At 55.0% G+C, this 26,255-nt stretch carries 22 protein-coding genes; 9 read left to right on the plus strand and 13 right to left on the minus strand.

The features are described from left to right. Window positions 1-15: 15 nt before the first annotated feature. The 5 genes from ACL2XF_RS24575 to ACL2XF_RS24595 are packed head-to-tail and all read right to left on the minus strand — an operon-like array spanning window position 16 to window position 4,454. Window positions 16-1,155 carry a response regulator gene (locus ACL2XF_RS24575; protein ID WP_410013513.1) on the minus strand — a complete coding sequence of 380 codons (1,140 nt, stop codon included), beginning with the start codon at window positions 1,153-1,155 and terminating at the stop codon, window positions 16-18. Further along, entirely contained in the window at window positions 1,148-2,086 is a 939-nt protein-coding gene (locus tag ACL2XF_RS24580; protein ID WP_413727675.1) for an HDOD domain-containing protein, read from the minus strand. Before ACL2XF_RS24580 ends, ACL2XF_RS24575 begins: the two co-directional genes overlap by 8 nt. After that, entirely contained in the window at window positions 2,058-2,246 is a 189-nt protein-coding gene (locus ACL2XF_RS24585) for a hypothetical protein (RefSeq protein WP_413727676.1), read from the minus strand. The genes ACL2XF_RS24580 and ACL2XF_RS24585 overlap by 29 nt, the downstream gene beginning before the upstream one ends. After that, complete coding sequence (locus ACL2XF_RS24590; RefSeq protein WP_413727677.1) at window positions 2,237-3,352, minus strand: sensor histidine kinase; 1,116 nt, start codon at window positions 3,350-3,352, stop codon at window positions 2,237-2,239. Before ACL2XF_RS24590 ends, ACL2XF_RS24585 begins: the two co-directional genes overlap by 10 nt. Continuing rightward, entirely contained in the window at window positions 3,330-4,454 is a 1,125-nt protein-coding gene (locus tag ACL2XF_RS24595; RefSeq protein WP_410013516.1) for an FIST N-terminal domain-containing protein, read from the minus strand. The genes ACL2XF_RS24590 and ACL2XF_RS24595 overlap by 23 nt, the downstream gene beginning before the upstream one ends. A 327-nt stretch (window positions 4,455-4,781) precedes the next feature. On the opposite strand from ACL2XF_RS24595, the gene ACL2XF_RS24600 reads away from it, so the two are divergent. Further along, window positions 4,782-6,437, plus strand: coding sequence for a methyl-accepting chemotaxis protein (locus ACL2XF_RS24600; RefSeq protein WP_413727678.1), 1,656 nt, complete (start codon window positions 4,782-4,784; stop codon window positions 6,435-6,437). A 185-nt stretch (window positions 6,438-6,622) separates the two neighbouring features. Here the strand turns inward: ACL2XF_RS24600 and ACL2XF_RS24605 are convergent, their stop codons facing one another. Beyond that, window positions 6,623-7,423, minus strand: coding sequence for a (S)-acetoin forming diacetyl reductase (locus tag ACL2XF_RS24605; RefSeq protein ID WP_410013518.1), 801 nt, complete (start codon window positions 7,421-7,423; stop codon window positions 6,623-6,625). Between the two features lie 539 nt (window positions 7,424-7,962). Between ACL2XF_RS24605 and ACL2XF_RS24610 the strand changes: the two genes are divergently transcribed. From ACL2XF_RS24610 to ACL2XF_RS24640, 7 genes are all read left to right on the plus strand, one after another. Continuing rightward, complete coding sequence (locus tag ACL2XF_RS24610) at window positions 7,963-9,633, plus strand: methyl-accepting chemotaxis protein (RefSeq protein ID WP_413727679.1); 1,671 nt, start codon at window positions 7,963-7,965, stop codon at window positions 9,631-9,633. Between the two features lie 235 nt (window positions 9,634-9,868). Next, window positions 9,869-11,023, plus strand: a complete 1,155-nt coding sequence (locus ACL2XF_RS24615) for a porin (RefSeq protein ID WP_413727680.1) — start codon at window positions 9,869-9,871, stop codon at window positions 11,021-11,023. A 241-nt stretch (window positions 11,024-11,264) separates the two neighbouring features. Continuing rightward, on the plus strand, window positions 11,265-12,587 hold the full coding sequence (locus tag ACL2XF_RS24620; protein ID WP_410013521.1) for an MFS transporter: 1,323 nt from the start codon (window positions 11,265-11,267) through the stop codon (window positions 12,585-12,587). Between the two features lie 20 nt (window positions 12,588-12,607). Next, window positions 12,608-13,768 (plus strand): mandelate racemase/muconate lactonizing enzyme family protein, encoded by a 1,161-nt coding sequence (locus tag ACL2XF_RS24625; RefSeq protein ID WP_410013522.1) that lies wholly within the window; start codon window positions 12,608-12,610, stop codon window positions 13,766-13,768. Further along, on the plus strand, window positions 13,762-14,661 hold the full coding sequence (locus tag ACL2XF_RS24630) for a dihydrodipicolinate synthase family protein (protein ID WP_413727681.1): 900 nt from the start codon (window positions 13,762-13,764) through the stop codon (window positions 14,659-14,661). The genes ACL2XF_RS24625 and ACL2XF_RS24630 overlap by 7 nt, the downstream gene beginning before the upstream one ends. Beyond that, the gene (locus tag ACL2XF_RS24635) at window positions 14,658-15,551 is read left to right on the plus strand and encodes a 2-dehydro-3-deoxygalactonokinase (protein ID WP_410013524.1); all 894 of its coding nucleotides are present in this window, start codon (window positions 14,658-14,660) and stop codon (window positions 15,549-15,551) included. The genes ACL2XF_RS24630 and ACL2XF_RS24635 overlap by 4 nt, the downstream gene beginning before the upstream one ends. Further along, window positions 15,541-16,152 (plus strand): 2-dehydro-3-deoxyphosphogluconate aldolase, encoded by a 612-nt coding sequence (locus ACL2XF_RS24640; RefSeq protein ID WP_413721449.1) that lies wholly within the window; start codon window positions 15,541-15,543, stop codon window positions 16,150-16,152. Before ACL2XF_RS24635 ends, ACL2XF_RS24640 begins: the two co-directional genes overlap by 11 nt. A gap of 17 nt (window positions 16,153-16,169) precedes the next feature. Here ACL2XF_RS24640 and ACL2XF_RS24645 read toward each other — a convergent pair whose 3' ends face one another. The 5 genes from ACL2XF_RS24645 to ACL2XF_RS24665 all read right to left on the minus strand — a co-directional run bounded on the left by ACL2XF_RS24645 (window position 16,170) and on the right by ACL2XF_RS24665 (window position 21,882). Continuing rightward, the gene (locus ACL2XF_RS24645; protein WP_410013526.1) at window positions 16,170-16,847 is read right to left on the minus strand and encodes a helix-turn-helix domain-containing protein; all 678 of its coding nucleotides are present in this window, start codon (window positions 16,845-16,847) and stop codon (window positions 16,170-16,172) included. Window positions 16,848-17,170: 323 nt separating this feature from the next. Next, the gene (gene ompC / locus ACL2XF_RS24650) at window positions 17,171-18,289 is read right to left on the minus strand and encodes a porin OmpC (RefSeq protein WP_413727682.1); all 1,119 of its coding nucleotides are present in this window, start codon (window positions 18,287-18,289) and stop codon (window positions 17,171-17,173) included. A gap of 195 nt (window positions 18,290-18,484) precedes the next feature. After that, on the minus strand, window positions 18,485-19,939 hold the full coding sequence (gene ascF / locus ACL2XF_RS24655) for a PTS cellobiose/arbutin/salicin transporter subunit IIBC (RefSeq protein WP_413727683.1): 1,455 nt from the start codon (window positions 19,937-19,939) through the stop codon (window positions 18,485-18,487). 318 nt (window positions 19,940-20,257) lie between these two features. Then, the gene (locus ACL2XF_RS24660; protein ID WP_410013529.1) at window positions 20,258-21,688 is read right to left on the minus strand and encodes a 6-phospho-beta-glucosidase; all 1,431 of its coding nucleotides are present in this window, start codon (window positions 21,686-21,688) and stop codon (window positions 20,258-20,260) included. A 26-nt stretch (window positions 21,689-21,714) separates the two neighbouring features. After that, window positions 21,715-21,882: a hypothetical protein gene (locus tag ACL2XF_RS24665; protein WP_413721446.1), complete on the minus strand. Its 168-nt coding sequence runs from the start codon at window positions 21,880-21,882 to the stop codon at window positions 21,715-21,717. A gap of 200 nt (window positions 21,883-22,082) precedes the next feature. Here ACL2XF_RS24665 and ACL2XF_RS24670 point away from each other — a divergent pair, with 200 nt between their 5' ends. Then, window positions 22,083-23,114: a LacI family DNA-binding transcriptional regulator gene (locus ACL2XF_RS24670; RefSeq protein ID WP_413727684.1), complete on the plus strand. Its 1,032-nt coding sequence runs from the start codon at window positions 22,083-22,085 to the stop codon at window positions 23,112-23,114. A gap of 317 nt (window positions 23,115-23,431) precedes the next feature. On the opposite strand, the gene ACL2XF_RS24675 is transcribed toward ACL2XF_RS24670, so the two are convergent. Beyond that, window positions 23,432-24,262 carry an N-acetylmuramoyl-L-alanine amidase-like domain-containing protein gene (locus tag ACL2XF_RS24675; protein ID WP_413727685.1) on the minus strand — a complete coding sequence of 277 codons (831 nt, stop codon included), beginning with the start codon at window positions 24,260-24,262 and terminating at the stop codon, window positions 23,432-23,434. A gap of 1,123 nt (window positions 24,263-25,385) precedes the next feature. Continuing rightward, window positions 25,386-26,234, minus strand: coding sequence for a helix-turn-helix domain-containing protein (locus tag ACL2XF_RS24680; protein ID WP_413727686.1), 849 nt, complete (start codon window positions 26,232-26,234; stop codon window positions 25,386-25,388). Between the last annotated feature and the right edge of the window lie 21 nt (window positions 26,235-26,255).

Consider the following 26,255-nt stretch of genomic DNA (forward strand, 5'->3'; position numbering starts at 1 on the left):
AGCCTGGCGTGGATCTTAAGACGCCGCGGCGTCCGGCCGTCCACGCACCCGGATCGGCTCTTTGACGGCATTTGCGGCGAGGAGGCGTTGAAGCGCGGATATGGCGGTGTCGGTAAGTTCATGACCTTTGGTCAGCACCATCAAACCGTTGGTGGTGCGGATATCTTCGTCTACCACCCAGCCGGGCATCAGTTCGCTAAAGCGCACGGTGCGGGCGCCGGCCACGTTAGCGCGAAAATCAGCCAGGGCTTTGATGATGTACTCGGGGATCGCCGGGCGCGCCGCGCGCAGGATTTCCCACGGGCGTTCCAGGCTTTGCCCCCGCGCCGCGTGGCGTTCCAGTTCAAGGGCGGCGCGCAGCAGGTGGGCGCCGCGGATAACCTCCAGGGGCGCGTCTGGCGCGGCCTCACGGGCCTGGTGGCGGATAATCCCGGCCACCAGTTCGAGGCGGGGAATGTGCTCAACCAATCGGGCGGCGACATCCGGGTGTTCCTGGAGGAGTTTTTTTTCGTCCTCCGAGAGTTTTCTCTGGGCCACATCGGCCTGGACGATGTCGGCGGGGACGCCCACACAGCCGATTTGGCTCAATGAGGCGGCGATGGTGTATAGCCATCCATCAGGCCACGCCAGCTTGGGCAGCGCGTGGATGACACAGGACTGGGCGAAGGCCGACCGCTGGAAAGCCCATGGCGCGACCATGGCGAGGACTTCAGTCAGCGTTTTGACCGACGCGGTGAGGGTGGTCGCCAGCAATTCTTTTTCCGCGCAAACGAGACGGTATTGACCGACCGCGTCATTGAGCGCCGATACCAGTTCCTCCCTGGGGCAAGGCTTGCAGAGGTAGCGGAAGATGGCGCCCTGGTTGATGGCCGCGATGGAGGATGCCAGATCGGCCTGTCCGGTGAGAAGGATCCGCACGCTGTCGGGGGCGACTGCCCGCACTTTGGACAGGAAGGCGGCGCCGTCCATGCCGGGCATGCGCATGTCGGACATGATCACGGCAAAACGCTCGCCCGAGGACACGGCGCGCAGGCCGGCTTCACCGCTGAGAGCCACCACCACGTCGAATTCATTAAAGAGACTGCGCTCCATCGCGGCGAGCACATTGGGTTCATCGTCTACGCACAGCACCCGGGGCAAGGCGGTTTCAGTCATCAAGCGTCTCCTGCGTGTGGGCGAGCATCTCCTGCCACAGGGGCAGTTTATTCAGCACGCCGGTTTGTTCGAGATAATCCAGATCGGGGATACGGTTGTTGGCGAGAGCGACCGCGACATGCACGGCGCCGGTCACGCCGAAGGCTTTCTCCGCGGAGCGGGAGGGCTCGACGTGATAGGCCACGGCTTCCACGATGTCCATGGGCAAACCCCACAAGGCCAGCAGATAGGCGCCTACCGCGGCATGCATGGACGTATTGTCCTGGGTGGCGGATACCTCGCGGCCAGGCTCCCTCAGTTCGGGGATAAGCCGTGCGATGCTGGCGAGCAGGGCGGCGGTCGGCTCCAGTTCCTGGTGTCCGGAAATGCGGGCGGCCAGGGTGGACGCGAGCAGCGAGGACCGCTGTAACCGGTCCACATAAGGGTCCGTACTCGCATCCGCAAAGATCTGGGAAGCCAGGACCAGCAGCTTCACCTGATCCAGGCCCAGGCGGGTGATGGCGTTGCCGATATCATGAATGCGACCGCCTCTGCTGAAGAAGGCCGAGTTAGCCAACTGCATAATCTTGACGCTCAGGGCGGGGTCACTGCCCAGGAGCCCGGCGATGCGTCGGGTATCGCCGCCGGCGCTGGCAAGGAGGCGGCATACTTCGGTAAAGACTTTCGGGGCGGCCGGCAGTCTGCTGATGCGGCCCACGGCCTCGACCACCGCCGGGTCCTGAAACAGGGCGCGCAGGGCCAGGGCGCCGCCCACCATCGCCAGCAGCGCCGTGCTGTCACAGGGTTTGGCGACAAACCGGTGGGCCACGTCCACCATGCGCAAGGTGGAGCTGGCCTCGGAGTAGCCGGACAGAATGATACGTATCGTGCCCGGCCAGCGGTCGCGTACCCGCGTAAGCAATTCAGCGCCGTCCATGAGCGGCATGCGCATGTCGGACACCACCACGTCGGCCGGCTTCTTCCTCCAGCATCGCCAGCGCTTCCTGGCCGCTGGTGGCGAAGCGGCACTCCCATTCGGTGTCTTGCAGCATAAGCGCCCGCTCAATGCCGGAGAGTACCCGGCTTTCGTCATCAACGAACATCACTTGCATGCCGGGCACTCCTCTTTATCGCAGTGCAGGGGCAGTTGCAGGATGAACGTCGAGCCCACGCCTTCTTCGGACTCGCAGAAGACGCGGCCGGCATGTTTGTCCACCACGGTTGAATAGACGATAGCGAGACCTTGGCCCGTGCCTTTGCCTACCGCTTTGGTGGTGAAGAAGGGATCGAAGATGCGATCGCGGATCCCCGCAGGGATCCCGCCGCCATCGTCGGTGACCCGGATTTCAATATATTCGCCGTTGCGCGCCGCCGATACGATGATGTGGCCTTTCTCCTTAACGCCTTCCTGGATGGTATCGGCGATGGCGTGGGCGGCGTTCACCACCAGATTGAGAATGGCCTGGCCAATCATGTCGCGCAGACACGGCAGCTGCGGCAAGTCATCCTCGAAACGCGTCTCAAGTTCCGCCACGTATTTCCATTCGTTGCGCGCGACGGTCGTGGTGGTATTGATGACCTCGCGCACATCCACCCATTCCTTCTCGTCCTGGGCGGGATGGGAGAATTCCTTCATGGCGGACACGATCTTGGCGATATGGCCAAGGCCCTCCAGCGATTCGTCCAGGGCGCCCGGGATCTGGCGGCGCAGGAAATCCACTTTGGTGCGTTTGAGGATCGCGTCGAATTCCGCCATGACGGATTCCCCGGCCATTTTCCCGCGCGCGGCCTCGGCCAGCGCCAGGGCGGCGTCCAACAGGCTTAGCAGTGAAACGGTGGCGCCTTTAACGAAACCCACATTGTCGGAGACGTACTGGGTCGGCGTATTAATCTCATGGGCGATGCCGGCGGCGAGTTGGCCAATGGACTCCATCTTTTGCGCCTGCAGCAGTTGAGCCTGGGTCAAGCGCAACTCGGACAGGGCTTTTTCGAGCTCGCGCCGTTCGTTTTCCAGCTCCAGGGTCTTGCGCGCGACCACCTTCTCCAGGCCCACATTCTGCTCCAGGATGGCAAAAGGCGTCGCGTTGCCGCGCCTGGCTTCTTGTGCGATGCGGCGCTTGAGGACCTCGATGGTCTTGTCCCGGGCGGCGAGCTTGCGCTCGTATTCGGCGGCGGACGCTTGCGGACAGGCTTCATCAGGCAATGTTCTGTCCTCCAATGGCGACGCCCGTGAATGTCTGCGTCACGTGCACGCCGTTGTACTGCTCGCCGTAGGTGGAAAATCCCACGACATGATTCTGCTCCATGATGCTGCCGATCTGCTGTTCCAGCCCTTCCTGCTCGAACTGGATACGGCGCAGGATGCAATCGAAGCCAATGATGGCCGCAGGCTCGGGAATGGTCTCGCGGACCTTGGCGAAAGCCTGCTTGAAGGTTTGGACGGGATCCTTCGCTTTGCCGACGGCTACGATCAATCCCTCCTCGATGGCGCAGTAGCAGGTGAGAGAAAGGTCTTCGTTCCACCGCAGGATGGAGCGGATGTAGGGCTCATCGCCGAAGGAGAGCACCAGCGGGTTGCGGGAGAATACCGTCGGCGTCAAGTCGCGCACCGTCAGGCCCAGGGCATCCGCGTAAGCCTGGGCGGCAGGTTCGCCATTGATCTCCAGGATGAGCCTTTTCTCAGGATCGGCCCCGGTGATGACGAGTTCCACCTCACTGGGCTCGAAGTGCTGGACCTTGAAGATGGTGATGGGCGCGTTGGTCTCTATAACGGCGAATACCGCCGCGTCGGAAATAAAATGGCCATTGCCATCATAAACGTGCGTCTTCTCGAATCGCAGGTTATCGCCAGCGGAACCACCGACTATGGGAATGTTGCCGATCTGCTGATAGAGGTTCGCCGCCAGGCGTTCTTCGGCCATAGAGAGGCCGTCTACCAGCAGCAGCCCGAAGCGCTGCAGGTTCGGCCTGGCCTCGCAGTCGAGGCGAATGGCTTCGGCGATGTCGGCCACCAGCGCGGTGTAGTTGGTCAAAGGTTGAATCAGGAAGGCGCGGGTGCGAAAGTTGCCGTCCAGTCCGAGACCCAACAGCCCGGAGTGCTGGAAGCCTTCCTTGCCAATCTGTCCGGAGGACGTGCAGCCGATGCAGGGACAGGAAAAGGCGTTCTTCAATTCCTGGCCCAGGATGTCCAGGTCGTAGTCAGGGGAGCAGAAGAAAAGAACGGTATCGATGCCTTCATGGCCAAGCTGGCTGGCAAATTCGGCGACGGCCTGGCGCGGGTCCGGCGACTCGCTGCTGGCGTAATGGAATTGATCATTCATGACAAGCTCTCCCAATTCTGAGTAGAACTTTCGCCTGCGATCCCGCGTTCGTTCGATTCAAAATTCTTTGGTTTATAGCGATGGGAAGAGATTAGGTCTTTGCGGCAGAGATAGCAACCGTGTTGCGGCCAGGGAATAGCCTGCGTCTTCGCGGTTTGACTTAAGGACGGCGGGGTAACGTTAAAAGTTAAAGTTTCCTGGTTTTTGGTCGTTAAGTACTCATTGTCAATCATTGTGTCCGGCCACAGAACCTCACGTCGACGACGCACAACGATCCATTGCGCCCGCTCCCGGTGTTGCTGTTTCAGTTATGGAAAATAATCATTAATGAAGAATATTTCAGTACGACTTGCGTTGACTGGCGCAATTTCCATTTTCGCTCTGATGATTCTGGCGATTTCCTGCGCGGGCCTGTTTGCGCTCACGCGCTCAAACGACACGACGGAGTTCGTTCACCAGGCCGACAGCCGGGTGATCCTGATCAATGATGTCTATAAAGATTCCGCGCGTACCCGCGCAGGCTTTGCCCTGGTCTATGCCAGCTTGCTGAAAGAAGGCAAGGCCGATGACTGGATTTTCAAAAACATCGAGAAGACCCACGGGCGCATGACGGCCAATATCCAGTTATTCAAAGACCTTCCCGTATTGCTAAGCAGCGATGAGGCCATCAAGACTGAACTGGTGGACTCGGCGCATGCGCTCAGCCAGCTTCTCGACCAGGCGGAGCATCTGCTGCAGGTGGGGGATGTGCAAGGCTATTACGCTATCAACATACAGGATATCGACAAAGCCGGAGGGCGGTTTTCTACCTCGCTGGAGAAGTATCAGAAAAACACCCGTGAAACGGTAAACGCGCTGACGCAGATGCGCAACAGCGAATACCGCCAGTTGCTGTGGACGATGACCATCGTATTGCTTATTGCCTTTATGATAACCCTTACCGTGTTGTACGTGTTGCGAAACATCATACTGCGACCATTGAACTATGCGATTGTGCAACTGGATGCGGTCGCCAAAGGCGATTTAACCGCCGACATACAGGTATCAAGCAAAAACGAAATCGGTAAATTGCTTTCCGCCATCAGCGGCATGCAGCAAAGCCTGATGCGTCTGGTCACGCAGGTCCGCCTGGGCGTCGAAGAGATCAACACCGGTTCCAAAGAAATTGCGGCAGGCAATACCGATCTGTCGTCTCGCACCGAGGCGCAGGCATCTTCGCTGGAAGAAACCGCTTCCTCGATGGAACAGCTCGCCTCCACCGTCAAGAAAAACGCCGAGAATGCGCGCCAGACCAGCCAGCTTGCCGCTAACGCGTCTCAAATGGCCGAGTCCGGCAGCAAGGCCGTATCGGAAGTCGTCCAGACCATGAACGAGATTTCCTCCAGTTCCAGCAAAATTTCCGTGATTATTTCGGTTATCGACAGCATCGCGTTTCAGACCAATATACTGGCGCTGAATGCGGCGGTGGAGGCCGCGCGCGCGGGTGAGCACGGCAAGGGCTTTGCGGTGGTGGCAAGCGAAGTACGCACCCTGGCCCAACGCTCCGCATCTGCCGCCAGGGAGATCAAATTGCTCATAGAGGACTCCGCGGCCAAGGTCAATATCGGCGCCGGGCAAGTGGAGCGCGCCGGCGCAACCATGCATGAAATCGTGTCGTCAGTGAAGTGCGTGACTGACACCGTGGCGGAAATCTCGGCGGCATCGCAAGAGCAGTCCGCCGGTATCGACCAGGTTAACCTCGCGGTTTCGCAGATGGACGGCGTCACGCAGCAGAATGCCGCGCTGGTGGAAGAGTCCTCAGCGGCCAGCGCCTCGCTGCTGGGGCAGGTACGCCTGCTTCTTGATACTATTCAGGTGTTCAAATTGCATGAACCGCAAGGGCGGCAGGAAGAGAACCGGCAAAACGGCGCCAAAGCATCGCCGCGTCGTGCCGTTAAGCCCCTTGATAACCCCAAGGATAATGCCGGCTGGGAAACATTCTGAAGACGTTAGCCCCCGAGCGCTACACGGGAGCCCGCCCCTGTTCGCCGGGACGGAAAAGGGACTGGGATTAAGGATCCATCAGTCGGGAAAAATGTGTCCGGATGGGTACGCTCCGCGCACCGCCGGCTTCGGCGCGCCCGCCTGTTAACGTGCGGGCGCGCCTCGGTTTTTTTATCCATAGACTATCAGTTGAAGACCATGCCGCCATCAATAATCAGCGCTTGTCCGGTCATATAGTCTGAGTCGGGTCCCGCCAGATAGGATACGCAGGCCGCCACGTCTTCCGGCTCGGATATCCGGCCCAGCGCAACCGTTTTCGCCCACTGTTGCAGACCCCACTCCAGGGACTGTTTATTTTCATCGGCGACTTTTTTAGCGATGTTTTCCATCATCGGCGTACGCACAATACCCGGGCAATAGGCATTGACGGTAACGCCCAGTTTAGCCAGGTCGCGCGCCGCCGTTTGAGTAATGCCGCGCACGGCGAACTTGGTGGCGCCATAGACCGCCAGATCAGGGTTGCCGACCTGTCCCGCCTGGGATGAAGCATTGATTATCTTGCCGACGATGTCGCCGGGTTTGGCGGGTGTCCTGGTTTTGAAGTGTTTAAGGGCGGCTTGGATACCCCAATAGACGCCACCCACGTTCACGTCAAAAACCTTATGGTAGATTTCCGGCGTAATATCCTCAAGAGGCGTTGTCGGGCCTAAACCTGCATTATTAATCATGACATCAAGCCGGCCGAACGTCGCCACCACCTGGTCGACAGCGGATATGACATCCTCGCGCTTCGCCACGTCCACCGCCACGGCCAGGGCTTTGCCGCCGGCTGCCTCGATCAATGCCACCGTCTGTTTCGCTGTCTCGGCGTTAAAGTCCAGACTGCCGATAGCAAAGCCATCTTTCGCCAGGCGCAGCGCAATGGCTCTGCCAATACCCTGTCCGGCCCCGGTCACAACCGCGACTTTCTTGCTTGAATCGACCACTGTATCCTCCTGGGTCTCTGGTTTACATGCAAACCGTTACGTAAACGGCTTCTGATTACTCTTATCGAGTATCTAGGCATAGCAGAAAAAAAGACTTTATCCTGGCATAAGTCATTAACAGAAACAGAATAGTTGGGAATTTTGCAATTAAACACAGGCGTAAATACCGCAGCGGCCCCCGCTCAATATATTTTTATTATGAGATAATACTGAGGGGAAATGGGCGATGATGATGCCTTGAGTGGCTTAAAGCTGTTATTTATTAATATCATGAGAATAGGCGGGCTAAATGTAGGCTTAAGCGGCTTGGCTTTTAATGACCGGCGTAGGCATTCATACGAACCATTCACATTCTAACTCTCTGTTTTTGAGCTGATTTCCCCCCCCCTTGCTATAAAGTTTCGCCCACATAAACCGATACCTATAAAAGCTCAGATCAGCCAATTGATAAGGCGTGGGTAATATTTTATTTACAACTGATTGGCTTATAACGCCTATGCCCGGATGTCAGCATAGAAATGATGAATAGGAGCAGTTTTATGAATTTTTTTAAAAACAGCAGTATCAGAGTGATATTAATCATCACGCTTGGATTTTTTTTGCTTCTCTGGGGCGGTGTTGCGGCATTTACCCTATCGTCATTGGGCCAGGTCACTCATCTTTTGACTGTCAGTGAAGATCAGAAAAAAGATATTGATATCATTACCCGTGGTAACGACCAATATTTCCGCACCGTTACCCGGTTGGCGCGTACTATGGATTATAGCCAGACGGGAGAAACGGCCGATGCCGATAAGGTATTGGCCTCCGCCGCGGTGGCGATGAAAAACTCAGCGGATGCGCTGGCTGAATTCAAATTGCGCCCTCATCCCTCCATAGACGCCGCGGTGACCGAAAACATGATCGCGACGTGGTCGCGTATGGTTTCCCAGGGACTGGAGCCGTTATACCGCGCGGTGCAGAACAAGGATATTGAACAATTTCGTCAGGTTTTCAGGATGCAGTATCCCCCGCTCAGCCTCGCCTTTGGGCAGGCGGCGGAAACATACAAGTCCGCGGCCATGTCGGACCAAAGCGCGCGGCAAATGGTGGTGATGGTTGACAGGTGTAAGACCATACTCATTGCGGCCATTATCGCCGGCGTAGTCATACTGCTCCTCACCGATCGTTATCTCGTCAATTATATGATTAAACCCCTGGGCCGTATTAAGGCGCAGTTGCATACGCTATCAGAAGGACACTTGGATGATGCCATCGTCGATGTTGGCCGTAACGACGTTGGCTCGCTGATTCCTGATCTACAGGAAATGCAGCGCAACCTGATTCGTACCGTCACCGCTATCCGCGATGGGTCGGCCTCCATTTACCAGGGCGCGGGTGAAATCAGCCTGGGTAACACCGATCTCTCATCGCGCACCGAGCAGCAGGCGGCGGCGCTGGAAGAAACGGCGGCCAGCATGGAGCAGTTAAGCGCCACGGTGAAGCAAAATACCGAAAATGTCATGCAGGCCAATAAGATGGTGCAAGATGCCGCGGATACCGCCAGACAGGGCGGCGCAATAGTCGATGACGTGGTGTCAACCATGATAAGCATCACCACCAGCTCGAAAAAGATCGCCGATATCACCGGGGTGATTAACGGCATTGCTTTCCAAACCAATATCCTGGCGTTGAATGCGGCGGTGGAAGCGGCCAGGGCCGGCGAGCAGGGCCGTGGTTTTGCCGTGGTGGCGGGGGAGGTGCGCAGCCTGGCCCAGCGCAGCGCCCAGGCTGCCAAGGAAATAGAAGGGTTGATTGCGGAGTCGGTTGAGCGGGTGGATACCGGCTCCAGACAAGCGTCCCGCGCGGGTGAAACCATGCATAACATTGTGCAGGCGGTGACCCGGGTAACCGACTTGATGGGCGAAATTTCTTCGGCGTCGGAAGAACAAAGCCGCGGCATCAGCCAGGTGGGCAATGCGGTGGCGGAAATGGACGGCGTAACTCAGCAAAACGCGGCGCTGGTCCAGGAATCGGCCGCGGCGGCGGCCTCGCTGGAAGAACAGGCCCGGATGCTGACGGAAACGGTCGCGGTATTTCATCTGCCGCAGGCTGCGGACGCGCGCAATGGCGGCGATAAGATCAACCGGGCCGGTAACCGGGCCACTCTTACCCCGGCACAAGCGGCGGCCAGGCCCGGCAAGGCCAACAATAACTGGGAAACGTTTTAGTCCCCCGCCGCATATTTCCGCCCGCACGTTGGGGGCGGGAATCGTCGGCGCGCATCCCTTTCTCCTCTGCGCAGGTTAATTGCTTCACTATATGAAGCAATATCGCCAATGAATTTATGACTCCTCTCACGCAACGCGCATGGGCGATAGCTTCCCGTCCGCGCCGGCATACACTGCCGGATACCCGAGCTTTTACCGGGAATAATGCCGCAATTTCCAGAGGAATAATAAAATAATGGCCCTACAAAAACCGACTGTGTTCTTCAGCGCAGTATTGTTGAGTCTGCTTGCCCTGCCTGATTTGGCCAGGGCGGATATCATGCTGCTTAATCGAAATAATAATCTGCCTATGCTTAACGGGGTGGAATGGCAATTCGGCGGCCTTATCCGGCCGCAATATCGTAATAAAATGGGCTCGGCCGATGATCACACCTATATGCAGCGGGGATATGACAGCGGCAGCTTTGTTCATACTTCTTTAAATTATTATCTCAATGATGATATTAATCTATTATGGTATTACGAAGTCGGTATCGATATCTTTAATGAGCTCGGGGCCGGCAGCCATTTTGATCATAATAAAGATACCACCTTCACCCGTAAACATTATGTTGGTATCGCCAGCAAGACCTATGGAACCTTGACCTTCGGACAGCAGAACAGTGTCTTATACAGTGTTATCGGCGCCAAAACCGACGTATGGGATAATGATATGCACGGTCAAGGGTCGAACAATGGCGTCAACGGCAATTATGATGGTTCCTACCGCGGTAAATATTTGCTCAAATATGTCCAGGACGCGGGACCGGTAACCCTGAGCGCCAGTTGGGACGCGCCGGTGAATGATTATTATATCAGAAGCGACAATGTCCGTTACCAGCGCCAAACCGGCGGCGCCGGCGGCATGGATTACCATATCGCCAAGGATTTGACGCTCAGCGCCGCCTACAGTTATACCCGGGCTTATATCATCAGCCGCGCCCCGGCGGGGGATGGCGCGGATACAGCGGGTTATAATCAACAGATAACCGGTATCGCGGCGCAATGGAAACCGGATAACTGGACTTTGGCGGCAACGGCCGGGTATTACCATGATTTTATTCCGCGGCGTACCGCCAGGGTGCCGACGGCCTATTTTGAAGGGCAGGCGCGGGGGTGGGAATATATGGCGTCGTATCGGTGGCCGGTGGCCGCCCGGGCCATTACCGCCGTCAAGCCTTATATCGCCGGCGATGGGATGCGCTGGGAGCATTACCAGACGAACCACACCTACCTGGGGATTGCCGCGGAACTGCCCCATGGCTTCCAAATTGATTATGAACGCACCTTCAGCAATACCACGGATAACCAGCCGGATGAAAACTGGGTCCGCCTCTGGTATCGGTTCTGATAACACCCCCCTTATTCAATCGAGATGAGTACTAACGCAATCCAGGGCTGTTTTGGCAAATGCTTCACCATATGAAGCAATTTCCGCATGGGTTTTATGACTGCTCTCACGCAACGCCCACGCGTAGTGGCTTGTCGCCCGCCGCCGCCTACACTGCGGGTTATGCGGATAAAACAGCTGCCCAGGCCTGCCGGTGTCCCGATGTACCGCCAGGCATATGACGTTTCGTTCAGGAGATAAAATGAGCAATTCCATCACTCACCGGACAGAGGACTATCCGGCCGAGACATCAAAAACAAAAAGACAACGGACGTTTAAAATCATGATGTCGGCGGGCGTCGGCCACTTTATCGAGTGGTTCGACTTTGGCCTTTACGGCACGCTCGCGGCCATCATCGGCAGCAACTTCTTTGCCAGCAATGACCCGACGGTGGCGCTGCTGAAATCCTTCGCGGTGTTCGGTTCCGGTTTTTTAATGCGTCCGCTGGGCGGCTTTTTCTTCGGCTCGATGGGCGACCGGCTGGGGCGGCGGAAAGTCCTGGTGACGGTGATTGTCATCACGTCCTGTTCCACCTTTGTGATGGGCATTCTTCCCACCTATGCGCACGTCGGCATACTCGCGCCGGTGCTGCTGGTCTTGACCCGCCTGGTGCAGGGATTCGCCGCGGGCGGCGAGAGTTCCGGCGTTATCACCTATCTGGCGGAAAGCGCGCAGCCTCATCGCCGGGCCAGCCTGACCTGCTGGAGTGAAAATTTCAGTTTTATGGCGTTTGTCTGCGGTTCCGGGCTGGTGCTGTTCCTGACCCACCAGTTGGGGGAGCCGGCGATGAACGACTGGGGCTGGCGCATTCCTTTCCTCCTGGCCGCGCCGCTGGGGCTGGGCGGTCTCTATATGCGCCGCAATATGGAAGACTCCGCCGAATTCCATATGCTGCAAAAATCGGGAAAACTGGAACACTCCCCGCTGCGTACCACGCTTACCACCTCCACCCGCGCCCTGCTGTTTTGCGTCGGTTTTGTCGTGGTGAAGGCGGTGAGCAGTTGGGTATTGCAATCTTTTATGCCCAGCTATCTCTCCACCTATTTGCATTATTCCCATACCGATTCCTATCTGATCACCATGCTCGGTCTGTTCAGCGTCGCCATCGTCATGCCGCTGGCGGGGTATCTCTCCGATCGGTGGGGACGCCGGCCGCTGATGCTTATCGGCTGCGGCGGTTTTATTCTGCTGACCTACCCGGCGATGATGGTCATGGAGCAAGGTTCGGTGGCCGTCTCCATCGTCGCCATGAGCCTGCTCGGCATGCTGGTCGCCTTATTTAACGGCGGCTGCGGCGCGGCAATGGCGGAGCTTTTCCCCACCGCGCTGCGTTACGGCGGCATCGCCATCGCCTACAACATGACGGTGGCGGTCTTTGGCGGCGTAACGCCGCTGGTCTCGGCGGGGCTTATCTCCGCCACCGGCAATCCGTTGTCGCCCGCTTTTTACGTCATGCTGACCGCGCTTATCTCTTTTGTCGCCGTGTGCCTCGCCAAAGAGACCGCAGGCAAAAAACTGGATTAACCCGCAAAACCGGAGTGGATATGAAGATCGTCGACGTACAGTGTTTCCCGTTAAAAATCAAACCGCAGCAGATTTATCTCGGCGGAGATCCGGATGGCGGCGGGGATTACTACTATCGCCCTGAATACCGCTGCGTCTATTCACGCAAAATGGAAACCTGCCTGGTGAAAATAACCTGTGATGATGGCCATGTGGGGTGGGGCGAAGCGCTGGCCCCGGTGGTGCCGCAGGTGGTCGCGCAGTTGATTACGCACCTGTTTAAACCGCTGCTGCTGGGAGCCAGTCCGTTTAGCAGCAATGTCCTCAACGCGCAGATGTACAACTCAATGCGCGATCGCGGCCATACCGCCGGCTACCATATTGATGCGCTGGCGGCGGTGGATATCGCGCTGTGGGATCTCAAAGGGCATATTCTGGGGCTGCCGCTCCACCAGCTGCTTGGGGGGAGCTTTCGCGCGCAGGTTCCCTGCTATGTTTCCGGTCTGCCGCGCCCGACCGTCGAAGCCCGCTGCGAGCTGGCCCGGCAATGGCAGGAGAAAAATTTCAATGCCGTCAAGCTGGCGCTGGGCTATGGCGTCGACGAGGACCTGGAAAATGTCCGCGCCATCCGGCAAGCGCTCGGGCCGCAGGCAACCCTCTTTATCGACGCGCACTGGAACTACAGCGTTCACGAGGCGGTAAGGCTGGCGGAAGGCCTTAAAGCCTGTGACGTCGGTTTTCTTGAAGCGCCGCTGCTGCCCGAGGATGTCGCGGGTCATCGGGAATTACGCCGGAAAAGCGCGGTGCCGGTGGCCCTTGGCGAAACAGAGCGCACCCGCTATCAGTTCCGTCCTTATATCGAGCAGCGCGCCGTCGACATTCTGCAACCGGATGTGGGGCGTACCGGCATTACCGAACTGATGCATATCGCCGCCCTTGCCGAAACCTGGAACCTGCTGGTGGCGCCGCATCTGAGCGTCGGCCTGGGTCCTTGTATCGCCGCCTCCATCCACGTGGCCGCCGCGCTGCCCAACTTTTTTATGCTTGAGTTCCAGCCGCCGGTGTTTGACCTGGCCAACAGCTTGCTGCGCCAGCCCCTGGTTTGCCGGGACGGTCACTATGCGCTGCCCGCGGGGCCTGGCCTGGGTATTGACATCAATGAAGACAAAGTACGTGAAAATCACTGGAGTGACGCATGTTAAAAGGTAATGTTCCGATACTGGCAACCGCTTTTGATAACCAGGGGGAGGTCGATCTCCCCGCCATCGTTAAACTTGTGCGTTTTTTGCTTGATCAGGGTATCGACGGTTTGGCGCTGTTTGGCAATGCCTCGGAAGGCTATGCGCTGACGGGGCGGGAAAAAGAAGCGATTTTTAACAGCGTAAAGGCCCTGACCGGAGATCTGCCGCTGGTGGTTGCCACCGGCGGCGCGGCGGCGCCGGTGGCGATAGAGGAGATTAAACGCGTTGAGCGCTGGGGCGCGGAGGTGGCGATGATCAATCCCCCGTCGGTGGTAAAACCCGGCCCGGACGAGATCTATCGGTTCTACCGCGACATCTGCCGACAGAGCGATATCGAGATTATGATTCAGGACGCGCCGCAAATGACCGGCGTCAGCTTTCCGGTTCCCACGCTGATAAGGCTGTGTGAGGATTTCCCGCAGATTCGCTACATCAAGGTAGAACAGCCGCCCACCACGCTGAAAATCAGCCAGCTTAAGGCCGCGCTGGGTGACAGGGTCGGGCTTTTCGGCGGGCTCAACGCCGGTTTCTTATACGAGGAACTCGCGCGGGGCATTGTCGGCACCATGCCCGCCTGTGAATTTCCCGAGGTGATAAATGCGATTTTGCAGGCCTGGGAACAACATGACAAGGAGGCGGCGCGGGCGCTGTTTTACCGTTATTTGCCCTTCCTGCGCTATGGCGTGCAGCCAGGATTGGGTGTGGCGGTGCATAAAGAGATATTGCACCGCTCAGGACTGTTCGCCACCGCCGCGGTGCGCGATCCGGCAAAGGGGCTCGACGAGACGACGCGTCTGGAGCTGCAGGAGATAACCGACCATCTGCCGCTGGCGATTTTGGCACGGGCGCAATGAACTACATTGCCGTCGACTGGGGGACCAGTAATTTTCGCGCCATGCGCGTCAAACAGGGCAGGGTGGTGCGCGCCGTGCAGTCTGAAAAAGGCGTCGCCCGCTGCCGGCGCGAGCAGCTGGGCGCAGTGTTGCGCGAGGAGCTATTGCGGCTGGGCGATGAGTACGACGAACACGTGCCGGTTATCCTGTGCGGCATGATCGGCAGCAATATCGGCATAGTGGATGCCGGTTACCTGGCGCTTCCGGTCAGCTTTCATGATTTGACCGCCCGCGGATTGCCGCTGGAAAACGTATTGCCCAATCCCGTCACCGTGCGCCCGGGCATCTGCAGCCGCGAGGAGCACGAAATCTGCCGCGGCGAGGAGATACAGCTGGCAGGAGCCTTAAGCATCAGCGACGCGCGGATATTCGCCGCCGTGGGCACCCACAGCAAATGGATAACCGTTGATCGCCGGCAGCAAAAAATCGTCGGCCTGCGCACGCTGATGACCGGCGAACTGTACCACCTGGTGCTGAATCATTCGGTGGTCGGCAAGGGGCTTGGCGAGCAGGATTTTTCCGAGGACATTTTCCGGCAGGGGGTGGAAACCGCCGAGGCCATTGACCGGGGCGACAGCACCCTGCTCAGCGAACTGTTCCGCTGCCGGGGGCGTTATATCCTTGGCGAATTCGAGGCCGCCTTTGCCGCGGCCTGGCTATCCGGCCTGCTGGTGGGCCATGAAGTCTTGACCGGCCATGCGCGGCACGAAAGCGTGTGCTTCATCGGCTCCGCCATCCTGCTTGAACGCTATCAGCGGGCATGTCATTTACTTCATCTTCCCTGTACCACTCTCGCGGCGGAAGAGGCGATTATCACCGGATTGAATGAGGTATTCGACGATGCTGTTTAATGGCAATGTCATCGCCATCCTGCGTGGCATAACCCCGGCCGACGTTATTGCGCAGGTCACCGGCCTGGTGGACAGCGGTATCAGCGATGTGGAAATTCCCGCCAATTCGCCGGACTGGGCGCAAAGTATCCAGGCTATCAAACGCCACTTCGGGCGACAGGTGAATCTCGGCGCGGGCACCATCATCACCACCGCGCAGGTGGCGACCTGCGCGCAGGCCGGCGCTGATTATGTCCTCACGCCCAACCTTGACGAAAACGTCGTCCGCGCCTGTCAGGCCCAGGGGCTGGAAACCTGTATCGGCGTGTACACCAGTACCGAGATTTTCGCCGCCAGCGCGCTTGGCGCCAGCGCGCTGAAAATCTTTCCGGCGGCGGCGCTGCCGGCAAATTGGCCCCAGCTTATTAAGGGGCCGTTTTGCCATGCCACTCCCTTTTGCGCGGTGGGCGGCATTGATGCGGACAATATGGCGGACTATCTGCGGTATTACGATAGCGTGGGCATCGGTTCGGCGCTATACCGGCCTGGACAGCCGCCGTCCCTTACCCGCCGGCGCGCCGTGGCGCTGATGGGGCGAAGTCCGGCCGGCCCCGCCCTGTAATGCCGGCCCGGCGGCGCTTATCCGCCGCTGATTTTCTGCGCCGCCGACACCAGGAACTTTTTCAGGGTTTCCAGTTCCAGCCGTTCGCCGCTCAGGTTTGACAGCGCTATCGCCGCCTGCATGCCCGGAATGGTGCAGGCCATACGGTACTCCTGCGGCGGATAGCGCTTCACCAGCACCTGATGGCGCCGGGCGCCGTCGATATCTTCTTTTATCAAATGAAAGTCATGGATGCCAATCAGGCTGACGATTTCCTCATCGCTGCGCGCGGCCAGCAGTTTAATGCCGATAATCGACTCGGTCACCGGGACCGAATCATAATTCCCTATCGCCCGGGCCACGCTTTTCCCCTGCCGGGTATGAATCAAATAGACGACATCCCTGCCGCTTAGCACGCCGATGACAATGGAAACCGGCTTATTGCCCACTTCCTCGAGTATCTCAAGCACGGCTTTGTAAAAGGCGGAATTATGAATGGCATGGGCGGAAAAACGGTGTACGCCAAGGCCGAGCGAGTACTTGCGCTTTTCATTGCGATGCACCATCTCCAGTGCCAGGAGCGTTTGCATAATGCGGGTCACTTTTGCCGAATCCAGCGATAACTGGCGGCCAATCTCACGAATACCCGTGGGCTCGCTCAGGGTGGCCAGCAGGTTCATACAGCGAAACGCATCATAAACCGAATGTAGTAGCATCTTACTCCCTGTCGGGGGATGCCCATGGGGTTCGGGAATACCGTGGGCAGCGGCATCCAGCTTGGTGGTCACTATTATAACCTGGATCCGGCGCGGTCGGAATCCCGGCGCGGGAATCCTGGGCGCGCAGGCGCCGTCAAGAGTAAGCGATGTCTCTGATGCGATTTTATCATCGGTAAATCAGGTTGGGGGGAGTAACCGTTACGGTTAGGGATGCCTGTTTTTGCTATGCGGATTAGGACATCAAAAACAGGCAATAACACAAAATGAGGCAGAGGCGTGTCGGTTTAACGAAACGGAAAACCGACTGATTATCTATACCCTCAGAACTGGTACTTCATGCTTACGGCTAACACATTATCCGTGACGATACCGGCATTTTCGGTGAAGGTGTTGTCATCCAGCAAGTTAACTTTATAGTCAACATAGGTCACCATATTTTTGTTGAAGTTGTAGGTGAAACCAAAGTCAACAAATTTGACCAGGTCCTGGGCATCGTAGTTGTTGCCCTTACGGTCAGTGCCTAAATTGCTGCCGCGTGTTTGGTTATAAGCGACGAAGGGAATCAGACCTGAAAGCAGGGTGTAGCCCGCATAGAGTTCCACGGCCTGTGATTTATTGGCTAAACCGTAGGCGGTACCACTCGGCGATCCGAATTTCGCCGCATTGTAGGCTTGCGTATACATGGCCGCCAGATAAAGGCTGTCGGCATTATATTTAATCGCCGCGGTATAGCCCTCAGCTTTTCCGCCCCCGCCCATGATGCCTGGCGCGGAATTTTGCTCATCGGTAAGATTCGAGCTAAAAAAGGCACCGGCGACGCTGATACCGGACTTAAAATCGTAACTCAAAGAGGAGCCGTAGCCATCGCCATTTTGCGACAATACGTTACGGGTACCCGGCTCGCTGGCCCCACTATCGTTTTTACCTTGATACTGCAACGCCACTTTCAGGCCTTCAACCAAACCGAAGAAATCGGTGTTGCGGTAAGTGGCGATACCGTTGCCACGTTTGAACAAAAACTGGTCAGAGCCATAGGTGGAAGCATCGAATTCCGGCTGCATATCGGTATAGGATGCGGCATCATATAAAACACCGGTGTTACGGCCATAATCGAAAGAGTTAGACCCGGCAAATTTTAAACCGGCATAGGCATAACGCGTAAATGCGGTGTTTTGGCTCTCGGTTTGGTTGCCCTGAATTTGATATTCCCAGCGGCCGAATCCAGCCAGCTGATCAGAGATTTGGGTCAAACCCTTAAAACCAAAACGCATATATGTTTTATCGCCGTCAGCACTTTTATCATCTGATAAATAATGCATGCCATTAAAAAAACCATATAAATCTAATTTATTGCCTTCTTTATTATAAATTTCTGCCGCCCCGGAAGTGGTTGAAACTAATAATGCAGGAATCAAAAGTGTCAGTAGGTAAGGTTTCATTATAAACGACCTTTATCAAAGTTAAGTGTGTGTAATATAGTAAGGGTAACGTTACTTTTTAATAACAGCGTAATAATGTCATTAATATAAAAATGGCATGGCAATGAACGTGTCGACGGCCAGGATATATTCCTGTAAAGATCGTTATCTTATCATTGCTATAGTATGGCCGTGATGGTACAGCGTTTCAGTACATCATTCTGTTTTCATCTCATGCGCCAATACAGCGGGTGCAGGCTGAGTTTTTTGGCTTTCGTTGCCGGAAACCGGTACATCCTCAAAGCCCAGCAACAGCGTCAATATAAAAGAGAGCACCACGGCGAGCGCCATCACCCCGAAAACCCAGACGATAGACATCGGATGGGCGGGATCAAAGAACTGAACGCTGGTGAAAAGCCCCGGCGCCGCCATGGAATGGCTCGCCAATCCTGCCGCGCCCGCCACGCCGCCGCACACAAAACCACTGATTATCGACGCGATAAGCGGGCGTTTCAGACGTATTGCCACGCCATACAGTGCCGGTTCCGAAATTCCGGCCACAATCGCGGAAGCCGCTGCGGCAAGGGCTGTCTGACGTAGCTCGGAGTTTTTAGTTCGCCATGCCACCGCCAAAGATGAGCCGCCGAGCGACAGGTTTGCGCCGATTTCCGACGGCATAACCATGCCTTCGGTCCCGGTTGTAGCAATAGTCTGGATAATGGTCGGCGTGAACACCCGATGCATACCGGTCATGACCAGCAGTGGCCAAATCCCGCCCATAATCGCCACGGACAACCAGCCAAGATAGCTATGAATGGTGTAGACCAAGGCGGAAATGGCGGTACCGATCCAGATCCCTAACGGGCCAATCAATACGATGGCGATCGGGGCTGCGATCAATACGATCAACATCGGTTTGAGGAAGTTTTTGGTCACCGCCGGGGTGATTTTATCAACCCAGCGTTCAATATAGGAAAGCAGCCAGGTCATCACCAGCGCCGGGACCACCGTGTAGGAATATTTTACCGCCGTGACGGAAATTCCCATAAATTCGACGTGCTGGCCTTGTGCGGCTTTTGCCATGAGATCAATAAAGCCGGGATGGACCAATACACCGGCAATCGCAATCGCCAGCGACATATTCGTTTTAAATTTTACCGCTGCGGATGCCGCAACCATCACCGGCAGGAAAAAGAAGGCGCCGTCGCCAATTGCATTAAGAATAATGAGTGTCGCCGAGGTGCTGGAAAGTGCTCCGGTCATAGTGAAAACCATAGCGAGTAATTTCACCATAGAACCGCCGATAATGGCCGGAATCAGCGGTGACATGGTGCCGATCAATGCATCCAGAATGCCCGCACCGATGCGTCTTAGGGTAATTTTATTTTTCCCCGGCAGGGGGCGTTGCGCCCCGGCATTTTCTGGCAGCAGCTTAATGACTTCGGCATAAGCCTGCGAAACCGTATTGCCGATGATCACCTGGCACTGGTTGTTGTTTCTTACTACCCCCAGCACACCGCTAATGGATTTCAGCTTTTCTGTATCCAGCGCTGAATCATCATTAATAACAAAACGTAAGCGTGTCATACAGTGGGTGACGGCGGTAATGTTATTTGCCCCGCCGAGGGCATCGACTATCGATTGTGCTGATGCCGCATAATTTTTAGACATAAATAAAGTCCTCTTAAGTAGGTACCCGGTTCTATGCAGATTACTGAACCTGGTCGGCTTGTGGGCCACAATATCCGGACAGTAAATCAGCCATATTTACAGCTGATACCGGTGCATACCCATGATATCGCGGTGTGGCTTCATGGGGCTGTAATAACCCATCAGGCAGCCGCCCACGTATTTCTTGGTCGCTATGATAGTTGTGCAACCTATTATTTTGCTATTCATGAGGGCGGGCTAAAGTCAACATTCACCGCTTCGAATGAATATAATGTTACTTACCCAGACCTGATGTGGGTTTAAGGTTTATATTGGCGGTCAATCCAAATCTGCCCCCTTGCTCGCAATAACCTTTTTATACCAGTAAAATGATTTTTTTCTCTTTCTTGCCAGGGTACCGTTGCCATGGTCGTCGCGATCGACATAGACGAAACCGTAGCGTTTGCTCATTTCACCGGTGGAGGCGGAAACCAGATCGATGCAGCCCCACGAGGTGTAGCCGATCACCGGGATTCCGTCGGCGATGGCTTCGCCCATCGCTTTGATGTGCTCACGCAGGTAGTTGATGCGGTAATCGTCAACGATTTCACCCTGTGCGTTAATTTCGTCTTTTGCGCCGAGGCCGTTTTCCACCAGGAATAACGGTTTCTGGTAGCGGTCATACATCATATTCATCGTGATACGCAGGCCCAACGGGTCGATGCCCCAGCCCCATTCGCTGACGTCAAGATGCGGATTTCTCAGCGAGTTGACGACATTGACCGCACTGCTGTTATTCTCGCTCATGTCCGCCGAGGCGCAGCGTGAAGCGTAATAACTAAAGGAGACGAAATCGACGGTATTTTTCAGGATCTCGTCATCCCCCGGCGCTTTGTCGAGGGTAATGCCCTTCTCGGCAAAAATGCGTTTGGTGTAGGACGGATAAGCACCGCGCGCCTGCACGTCGATAAAGAACAGATTTTCGCGGTCTTTTTGCAGCGCCGCCCAGACATCTGCCGGTTTGCAGGTTCTCGGGTAGAAATTACCGCCCGCCAGCATGCAGCCGACCTGGTTCTCCGGGTTGACTTCGTGGGCAATTTTTGTCGCCAGCGCGCTGGCGATCAGTTCGTGATGTACCGCCTGATATTTTACCTGCTCCTGATTTTCACCCGCTTCGAATACCAAACCGGCACCGGAGAATGGGCTGTGCAGCAGGATATTGATCTCGTTGAAAGTCAGCCAGTATTTCACCAGACCGTCAAAGGCTTCAAAACAGGTTCGTGCATAGCGGGTGAAAAAATCGACCATTTTGCGGTTGCGCCAAGAACCGTATTCAATCACCAGATTCATCGGCACGTCGAAGTGGCTCAGCGTCACCAAAGGTTCGATGCCGTTTTTTTTACATTCGGCAAATACGTCGCGATAGAACGCGATACCTTCGGCATTCGGCGTCAGTTCGTCACCGTTCGGATAAAGACGGCTCCAGGCGATGGAGGTTCTGAACACGGTGAAACCCATTTCCGCCATCAGCGCGATGTCTTCTTTATAACGATGATAAAAATCAATTGCCTGATGGTTCGGGTAGAACTCATCGTCTTGCAGCGTGAAACGCTTTTCCTGACCGAGTTTAACCGCCAAACGATGTTCGCCGTGCGGGATCATATCGATTGTCGCCAGACCCTTTCCACCTTCAAAACACCCGCCTTCGGCCTGGTTGGCGGCAATCGCGCCGCCCCATAAGAAACCGTCGGGAAATAATGATGCACTCATCTAACAATCCTCTTTTTTCAATTTCTTTAATCAATATTTACAGCACGTTGCAAAACGGCGCGGGCGATGGGTATGTCCATGGCGTCGGCAATGGACGGCGATAGTGCTGTAAAATAGGCAGGCATCAACAATAAGTCTCTATTTTTCATGTAATTATAAGTTTTTTGTTGCCTATGAGCCTGCGTTATCGTCATCTTTTTACTTTCTTGCTGAAACGATAAGTAACCGGTTTCACACAATAGTGAGTTTATCTATTTTAGAATTCAATAGTTAATTTTAACTCTGCTTCAATTTTGTGATGCCGATCCCTATGGGGAGACATTGCCGGTCGAAATCTCCGGAAAACTCACAAAATGTGTAGAATGGCGTATCATTTTCCGTTTAGGTATGCCTGATGTCGACAATGCAGGAAGTGGCGTCCAGAGCCGGCGTCTCAAAAGCCACGGTTTCACGCGTTCTTTCGGGGAAAGGCTATGTCAGCCAGGAAACGAAGGATCAGGTGTTCAAGGCCATCGAAGACACGGGATATCGTCCGAACTTACTGGCGCGTAATCTGGCGACCAGCACATCCAAGTGTATCGGGCTGGTGGTCACCAATACGTTGTATAACGGTAATTACTTTAGTGAGCTCATTTCTCAGGCGGCCAAAAAACTGGATGCGAATGGACGCAAGCTGATTCTGGTGGATGGGAAAAACAGCGTCGCCGAGGAGCTGGAGGCCATTGAATTTCTACATGATTTAGGTTGCGATGGCATCATTATTTATCCGCGTTTTTTATCCATCGACAAAATGGACGCTATCATCGATAAATATAAAATACCGGTAATGGTGGTGAATCGAAAATTGAGGAAGCATCTGAGCCACTGTATTTATTGTGATCATAAAGGATCGAGTTTTAACGCCACCAAAGCGCTCATTGAACGTGGTCACCATGACATTGCATTTATTACCGGTTCTATGGATTCCCCCACGGCCATTGAACGCTTTTCCGGTTATAAAGAGGCATTGACCGCCTGTGCTTTACCGGTGCAGGAAGCGCTGATCGTAAAGGGTAAATGGTCATCGGCCAGCGGCGCGGCCGCGGTTGATACTCTTCTCGCCGGGAATCAGCCGTTCAGCGCCATTCTTGCCAGTAACGACGAAATGGCGATTGGTGCCATGAAAAAACTCAACGACGCCGGTATAGCTGTGCCTGCCGATGTCTCGGTGATCGGTTTTGATAATATCCCGATCGCGCCGTTTCTGATTCCGGCGCTGTCCAGCGTGAAAGATCCCGTCAGCGATATGGTCAACGAAGTGATTAATCAGATTATTTCGATGCTTGATGGCGGATATTTGTCCGAGCAAAATCAATTTACCTCAGATCTTATTCTGCGGGATTCTGTCATTAATGGTCCGCAATTTTCTGCGCAGAACGCCATCTGAATACAGAATATCCCGGCGATATAAACAATGACTGGCCATAGCCTCTCCGGCCAGGGTGTCGTTCCCGACTCAATCGATGGGCAATGAACCGCCGGGGGCTTTTGACGGACAAATCCCGGTTTGCGGCCATGGATAGGGTTTTTCCCGACTCGCTATAGACGCGATCGCCTAAGCGGGTGACGCCAGGCGCGGGAGTAACGATGACGACCCGTTATGACCGTGACTCTGATGGCTGGACTCCTGGAACGGCGGGTTTATTCACCATAACGGGCTTAAAACCGCCAGGCAAATAAAGACGGCCTTGGCCTCGTCCGATATCAGTGGAGGCGCAGTACGACGATGCCCGGTTTGTTTTGCAAATAGGCCGCCAACGGGGAATCCACCACCTTCATATTGTGGCTAAGCGATGACGCGTTACGCAAATAAACCCCGTCGGCGTTTTTGATCAAAAAGCCTACGTGCGAAACGTCCAGCCCCGGCGAGGGTGCATAGATGCCGATCAGATCGCCGGAATAAAGCCCAGCCAGCACGGCAGCGTCGATTTTTTCCGTGGGAATATAGCTGATCCTGCGCTCCACGATAGCCAACCCCGGAATATACACCTCATCAACGCCCTTGCGGTTGAGGTATTTGGTGACGCCGATCGCCTGCGGGCTAAGTGTCGCGGTAATATCCACGGCATTGGCCGGTTCCCTGGCGCACCAGTCGCTAAAAAAATGGTTTCTGGCCAGAAAATCAATGTTGCCCGCCTGATAGCGTATTGCCGCCAGGAGCTGGAAAAAGTCATGCTCACTGCGGGATGTGGCCAACGCGCAGACATAGTCCAGCAGGGTAAAGCAGTCTACGCCGCGAAAGTCGGCCACCAGCCGCTCTTTTTCGGTTAATGAGCCCACCAGGGTATTGGCTTGATAGGGCGTGGCTAAAAACTGTTCGGATAGCCTTTCCAGCCGCTGGCCAAGGCTAAGATCGCGGCAGGGCAGCGCGATGCGATCGATAAGCCGGTTGATTTTTTCCGAGGTAACGGCATCCGTCGCCATGGTGGCAAAGGCATCGTCCGGGCCAGCGGATACGCTGCTTTGAACCTCGCTGGCGTCCGTTCGTTCATCGCAGGATAAACGAGCATAATCGTTAGCATTATCGATATTCATCAATCACTCTCGCCGGCATGAGCTCCCAGGCAAAAGGTTACCACCCTGGCGGTAAATTTCAATAAACGCCGGCAGCACGGTTTTATCGCGGCCGCCAGGGCTAAATCAGGGCGCGGCAGATCCATACCGGGTACTGAGCACAATAGGCTAACGCTCAATCCCTGCCGCACAGTAGCAGAAAAAGGAGCTGGATAAGCAGAGCCGACGCGGGTTTGTTTGATTTGCAGATAATAAAATCATGGTTGTAAAAACAGTATTGACATTACCGTGAGATGTATTAGATTTATATCCAACGCCGGTGCATTGAGCAGTAAAGATTATATCGAGCCGGCGTAGTATGTAGTGGATTAAATTAAGCGGTATAGGTTGTAAGAGTTAAGTAGTAAGCGTAAGTAAAGAGTAAGTAAAAAGTAAGTAAATAATGCGATAAAGGCCACGAAGTACAGAGTAACATTATGCCGGTGAGAGTGGCTTCAATAAACTCGAACGGCGATGCTTTAAGGCCAGGTAGTGAATCTCTGCCATCGCATGTTAATATCGTCATGAAAACGCGATGAGTTAAGGCTTTATAGTTATTATATTGTTCGCGATGGGTGTAAAACGGTATCAAAGTAGGTATATCGCGACAGAAGTAAAGCCACGTAACACAAAGTCTATATCGCGAGGGGGATGTACTGTACAGGCTTAGCTAAAGTGATACGCATAGGGCTAAGTGAACAATTACCTTTCAGGCAACAGATGGGAGGACATCGTACAATATAGGTGGCTCATATATTCTGTGATACACATGTACATCTATAAACGCAGTACCCATAGCAGTAAGTCGTTATAAAGTTGATGAATGTTAAATTTTAAGTGCGTTGTACCTTAAAAGCCCCGACTCTCCGAGTTGGGGCTTTTAACATCTGTAAGGCTGAGCTCCGGCCCTGACCGTCCGTCAAGAGCATGGCCAGTCCGATCTGCAGACCGCCAAAGCAGCACGCTGACGCTTTCGAGAGCATGACATCGCTGCGGTCGCCGGGAATCCGCGTGCACGCGGGGCGGTATAGAAGGCCCGCGAACGGACCCGCTTCACGCCAGATAACCTCAATGGCATCAACAGTATTGCATATCCCCAAGGGTATCATTTTTCCTTCCAGGGAATAAAATAATCACATTGCAGTAACGAAGCGGCGGCAACGGTCCTTTCGAGGGCATGGAAACGTGTTATATCGTAACCTTGCCGGCGGATGAATCCCAGCGCGGGTAAGTGGTTTTCATAAATCTTCATAATAAATGAAGGTAACATATCCGATGGGCCATTATAGGTAAACCGCGCATAGATTCCCGTTTCTATAAATATTGCCTGACGTTCTGTTTCGTCAATATGACCGGCGGCAATGCTATAGTAAGTTTGTTGTTTATGCTTTCTTGCCAGATAAAGATGATGTAATCCATACAGCATCGACGTTCCATCCGCATTGATGTCCCGTGCGCATCCTCGCAGATCGCTTGCTAAGGTATTGCCCTGATAACCATCGTTATCTACTGGGCGATACACGCTGGCGGGCAGACGGACTAATGCCAAGCGGGGCAGCATAACTAACGCTGGTTGCGGTACATGAAAAGGGTGTAACTGTATCGGGGGTCTGAGGCCGACAGTATCCCAATCCGCCATCTTGCGGTACTGATCGGGCGTAATTAAAAATTGTTTTTTAAATGCGCGGCTGAAGCTTTGTTGCGAATCAAAGCCATATTCCAGCGCGATATCTAAAATGGATCGGCTGCTGTGGTAGAGTGCCAATGCGGCTTTGGATAACCTTCGCTCCCGTACATAGGTACCCAGCTTACTGCCGGTTATTTTCAGGAATATGCGTTGCAGGTGCCATTTAGAATAGCCTGCTTTCGCCGCAATGGCATCAAGGGATAACTGCTGATCGATATGGGACTCTAGCCAGTTAAGTAAATCTGAAATAATGTCATCATAAGTCATCGGTAATTTCCCTTGTTCCCG

The organism is Sodalis sp. RH19 (genome assembly GCF_047324215.1).
Lineage (GTDB): Bacteria > Pseudomonadota > Gammaproteobacteria > Enterobacterales > Enterobacteriaceae > Acerihabitans.

Excerpts from the sequence above, each read along its gene's own strand:
- ACL2XF_RS24575 (WP_410013513.1), bottom strand. The coding sequence starts at position 1,155 with ATGACTGAAACCGCCTTGCCCCGGGTGCTGTGCGTAGACGATGAACCC.
- ACL2XF_RS24580 (WP_413727675.1), bottom strand. The coding sequence starts at position 2,086 with ATGCGCATGCCGCTCATGGACGGCGCTGAATTGCTTACGCGGGTACGC.
- ACL2XF_RS24585 (WP_413727676.1), bottom strand. The coding sequence starts at position 2,246 with ATGCAAGTGATGTTCGTTGATGACGAAAGCCGGGTACTCTCCGGCATT.
- ACL2XF_RS24595 (WP_410013516.1), bottom strand. The coding sequence starts at position 4,454 with ATGAATGATCAATTCCATTACGCCAGCAGCGAGTCGCCGGACCCGCGC.
- ACL2XF_RS24600 (WP_413727678.1), top strand. The coding sequence starts at position 4,782 with ATGAAGAATATTTCAGTACGACTTGCGTTGACTGGCGCAATTTCCATT.
- ACL2XF_RS24610 (WP_413727679.1), top strand. The coding sequence starts at position 7,963 with ATGAATTTTTTTAAAAACAGCAGTATCAGAGTGATATTAATCATCACG.
- ACL2XF_RS24615 (WP_413727680.1), top strand. The coding sequence starts at position 9,869 with ATGGCCCTACAAAAACCGACTGTGTTCTTCAGCGCAGTATTGTTGAGT.
- ACL2XF_RS24620 (WP_410013521.1), top strand. The coding sequence starts at position 11,265 with ATGAGCAATTCCATCACTCACCGGACAGAGGACTATCCGGCCGAGACA.
- ACL2XF_RS24625 (WP_410013522.1), top strand. The coding sequence starts at position 12,608 with ATGAAGATCGTCGACGTACAGTGTTTCCCGTTAAAAATCAAACCGCAG.
- ACL2XF_RS24630 (WP_413727681.1), top strand. The coding sequence starts at position 13,762 with ATGTTAAAAGGTAATGTTCCGATACTGGCAACCGCTTTTGATAACCAG.
- ACL2XF_RS24635 (WP_410013524.1), top strand. The coding sequence starts at position 14,658 with ATGAACTACATTGCCGTCGACTGGGGGACCAGTAATTTTCGCGCCATG.
- ACL2XF_RS24640 (WP_413721449.1), top strand. The coding sequence starts at position 15,541 with ATGCTGTTTAATGGCAATGTCATCGCCATCCTGCGTGGCATAACCCCG.
- ACL2XF_RS24645 (WP_410013526.1), bottom strand. The coding sequence starts at position 16,847 with ATGCTACTACATTCGGTTTATGATGCGTTTCGCTGTATGAACCTGCTG.
- ompC (WP_413727682.1), bottom strand. The coding sequence starts at position 18,289 with ATGAAACCTTACCTACTGACACTTTTGATTCCTGCATTATTAGTTTCA.
- ascF (WP_413727683.1), bottom strand. The coding sequence starts at position 19,939 with ATGTCTAAAAATTATGCGGCATCAGCACAATCGATAGTCGATGCCCTC.
- ACL2XF_RS24660 (WP_410013529.1), bottom strand. The coding sequence starts at position 21,688 with ATGAGTGCATCATTATTTCCCGACGGTTTCTTATGGGGCGGCGCGATT.
- ACL2XF_RS24665 (WP_413721446.1), bottom strand. The coding sequence starts at position 21,882 with ATGACGATAACGCAGGCTCATAGGCAACAAAAAACTTATAATTACATG.
- ACL2XF_RS24670 (WP_413727684.1), top strand. The coding sequence starts at position 22,083 with ATGTCGACAATGCAGGAAGTGGCGTCCAGAGCCGGCGTCTCAAAAGCC.
- ACL2XF_RS24675 (WP_413727685.1), bottom strand. The coding sequence starts at position 24,262 with ATGAATATCGATAATGCTAACGATTATGCTCGTTTATCCTGCGATGAA.
- ACL2XF_RS24680 (WP_413727686.1), bottom strand. The coding sequence starts at position 26,234 with ATGACTTATGATGACATTATTTCAGATTTACTTAACTGGCTAGAGTCC.